The 2,856-nt window shown below is 71.0% G+C and carries 5 protein-coding genes; 3 read left to right on the forward strand and 2 right to left on the reverse strand.

Features of this window, described 5'->3' with window-relative positions; translation table 11 throughout:
• Positions 1–1,017 (forward strand): aminotransferase class V-fold PLP-dependent enzyme (locus tag VFO68_RS19105; RefSeq protein WP_325159680.1); only part of this gene is annotated, 1,017 nt, incomplete at its 5' end.
• On the opposite strand, the gene VFO68_RS19110 is transcribed toward VFO68_RS19105, so the two are convergent.
• Positions 945–1,196 carry a hypothetical protein gene (locus tag VFO68_RS19110; RefSeq protein WP_325159681.1) on the reverse strand — a complete coding sequence of 84 codons (252 nt, stop codon included), beginning with the start codon at positions 1,194–1,196 and terminating at the stop codon, positions 945–947. The two genes, VFO68_RS19105 and VFO68_RS19110, sit on opposite strands and share 73 nt — an antisense overlap.
• On the reverse strand, positions 1,193–1,528 hold the full coding sequence (locus VFO68_RS19115; RefSeq protein ID WP_325159682.1) for a hypothetical protein: 336 nt from the start codon (positions 1,526–1,528) through the stop codon (positions 1,193–1,195). Before VFO68_RS19115 ends, VFO68_RS19110 begins: the two co-directional genes overlap by 4 nt.
• Before the next feature lie 91 nt (positions 1,529–1,619).
• On the opposite strand from VFO68_RS19115, the gene VFO68_RS19120 reads away from it, so the two are divergent.
• Both VFO68_RS19120 and VFO68_RS19125 read left to right on the forward strand, forming a co-directional pair.
• On the forward strand, positions 1,620–2,468 hold the full coding sequence (locus tag VFO68_RS19120) for a helix-turn-helix transcriptional regulator (protein ID WP_325159683.1): 849 nt from the start codon (positions 1,620–1,622) through the stop codon (positions 2,466–2,468).
• A 14-nt stretch (positions 2,469–2,482) separates the two neighbouring features.
• Complete coding sequence (locus VFO68_RS19125; RefSeq protein WP_325159684.1) at positions 2,483–2,731, forward strand: DUF397 domain-containing protein; 249 nt, start codon at positions 2,483–2,485, stop codon at positions 2,729–2,731.
• Positions 2,732–2,856: the final 125 nt, after the last annotated feature.

The raw sequence follows: 2,856 nt of genomic DNA on the forward strand, positions 1-2,856 counted from the left end.
GCGCTGAACCTGCTGGCCCGGGCCGTGCCGCGCGGGACGTCGGTGGTGTTGTTCGACGCCGAGCACCACGCGGCGCTGCTGCCGTGGCGGGGAACGCGGGTGCAGCGGGTGGTCACGCCGGAGCGCGCGGCGGACGCGGCGGGGGTGCTGGACGAGGCGTTGCGGGGGTGTCCGACGGGGCCGCGGCTGGTCGTCCTCACCGGAGCGTCCAATGTGACCGGTGAGCTGTGGCCGGTGCGCGAACTGGCCGAGGTGGCCCGTTCGCACGGTGCGCGGGTGGTGCTGGACGCGGCCCAGCTGGCGCCGCACCGTCCGGTCGACATCCAGGACCTGGACGTGGACTACGTCGCGCTGTCCGGGCACAAGCTGTACGCGCCGTTCGGGGCCGGCGTGCTGATCGGCCGCGCGGACTGGCTGCGGGCGGCGGAGCCGTACCTGGCCGGCGGTGGCGCCACCCGTCAGGTCAGCGGGCACGGTGACCGGCTCGGGGTGTCCTGGGCGGCCGGGCCGGAGCGGCACGAGGCCGGCACCCCCAACGTGGTCGGGGTGCACGCCCTGGCCGTGGCGGCGGAGACGATCAGCCGGAACTGGGCGGGGGTGCGCGAGCACGAGCGGGCGCTGCTGCATCGGCTGCGCACCGGGCTCGCGGCCATCCCCGGGGTGCGCGAGCTGAGCCTGTTCGGTCCGGAGCACGAGCGGGTGAGCGTGGCGAGCTTCGCCGTGGACGGCCAGGACGCGGGACTGCTCGCCGCGGCGCTGTCGGCCGAGCACGGGATCGGGGTCCGGGACGGGCTGTTCTGCGCGCACATCGCCACCCGGCGGCTGCTGGCCGGCGCGGGAGACCGGGCGGTGCGGGCGAGCCTGGGGCTGGGAAACACCGGGGAGCACGTGGACCGGTTGCTCTGGGCGCTGCGGGCGCTGGTGGCAACGGGCCCGACGTGGCGCTACGCGCTGGTGGACGGCCGTTGGGCGCCGTCGCCGGACCCTCGGCCGCTGCCGCCGTTCGTCTCCCCGTGATCGGGGTCGAGGTGTTGGCGGCAGCGCGCGCAGGTGGGGAACGTGCCGCGGGGTTCGGCAAGCTCGGCCGGGGCGCCGCACACCGCCCACACGATCGGGATGGAGTGGAACATCAGGCGGGGCGTGAGGTCGGCGACGGCGTGCAGCCGGGGCGTGAAGATCCCGAGCAGCCAGTTCACGGCCGGGTCCGGACGATCCGGCGGTGCGTGGACGGCGGGTCCAGCGCGAGCAGTTCGGCGCTGCACGGGAGGAACTCGCCGACCGCCCGCCACAGGGTGATGTCGTCCTCGACGGTGAACGGGTTGTGTTGGTCGAAGTCGGCGTCCCACACCCGGTAGGCCAGCGCCCCGTCGGCGGTGGCGATCACGGCGTCCCGGACGCCGCGCCACACCCGCGCCCACATCCAGGCCGGGCGGCCGGTGCTCGGGTCGATCACCTGGGTCTGCCGGAAGCCGGTGCGCCGCAACCGCTCCGAGCGCCGGCGGACCGCCAGCCCGTCATCGGATTCCATGCGACGGAACGTCGCATGTTGCAATGGCCGACAGCAAGATAACCGATTGTGCGATTGCGCGGCACCCGATCGGCATCGAAGGATCACCGCCATGACGGAGTCGCCAAACCCGAGCGTCCGGTCCCGCCAGGTCGCCAACCAACTGCGGGCGCTGCGGGAGGACAAGGGGCTGACCGGAGCCGAGGTCGCCAAGCAGCTCGGCATGTCGGCCAGCAAGATCAGCCGGATCGAGACCGGGCACCGGATGCTCAGCGTGGACGTGGTGGCCGCGCTGCTCGGCCTGTACCGGGTTCCGGAGCGGCAGCGGGACCAGATCCTGGACCAGGTAAGGAAGTCCGCCGAGCGCGGCTGGTGGGAGAGCCAGGGCCTCGGCCTGCCGGAACTGTGGAAGGCGCTGATCGACTTCGAGTCCCGCGCCACCCGCATCCAGAACTACGAGCCTCTGGTGATTCCCGGCCTACTCCAGACCGACGAGTACACCGGGGCGATCATCAAGGGCATCAACAAGGCGATGACCGAGTCCGAGTTGACCAACCTGGTGGCATCCCGGATGGCCCGGCAAGCGGTGCTCCGTCGCCGCGATTTGCAGTTCCTCGCGGTGATCGACGAAGGGGCGCTGCGCCGCCCGATCGCTGAGAGTGGCGTCATGCGCCGGCAGCTCCGCCAGCTGGTGGACTCGGCCGAGCGACCGAACATCACGCTTCGCGTAGTTCCCTTGCAGGCGGGGCCATACGTTGGCTTGCGCGGACCGTTCATCGTGATGGACTTCGGCGAAGAGCCCAGCCTGGTGCACCTCGAACACCAAAGCGTGGGGTTGTTCTTGGATGAGAAGGAGGATATTGCCGCGTACCGTGTCGCCCTCAGCAATATTCTGAACGTGGCACTGGAGCCGGCGGAGTCCATAGAGTTGATCTCGGCACTTGCCGGCGACCACGAGTAAGAGGAGGCCGCGCCATGTTCGCGCTGAACCTGAGTGGGGCGCGCTGGCGCAAGAGCAGCCGCAGCACCGACACATCCAACTGCGTGGAAATCGCCTTTCTGCCTTGCGGGTGGCGCAAGAGCAGCCGCAGCACCTCCAACGCAAACTGCGGGGAGGGGGCGTTCGCGGAGACGGAGGTAGGGGGTCGGGATTCCAAGAACACCAGCGGGCCCGTCCTTGCGTTCCCGGAAGGCTCCTGGTCCGCGTTCACCCGGCGTATCTGATCAACTCGCCGGGGTAGGCGGCTGATCTTAGTTTGGGGGCGTGATCAGTCTCGCCGCGTTGCTCGCGGCACCGGTGATCGTCTTCCCGCCGGCCGTCAGCCCGGTGGACCAGACGCACGGCCTCA

The organism is Actinophytocola sp., assembly GCF_035712165.1.
Classification (GTDB): domain Bacteria; phylum Actinomycetota; class Actinomycetes; order Mycobacteriales; family Pseudonocardiaceae; genus DASYTH01.

Excerpts from the sequence above, each read along its gene's own strand:
- VFO68_RS19115 (WP_325159682.1), bottom strand. The coding sequence starts at position 1,528 with ATGGAATCCGATGACGGGCTGGCGGTCCGCCGGCGCTCGGAGCGGTTG.
- VFO68_RS19120 (WP_325159683.1), top strand. The coding sequence starts at position 1,620 with ATGACGGAGTCGCCAAACCCGAGCGTCCGGTCCCGCCAGGTCGCCAAC.
- VFO68_RS19125 (WP_325159684.1), top strand. The coding sequence starts at position 2,483 with ATGTTCGCGCTGAACCTGAGTGGGGCGCGCTGGCGCAAGAGCAGCCGC.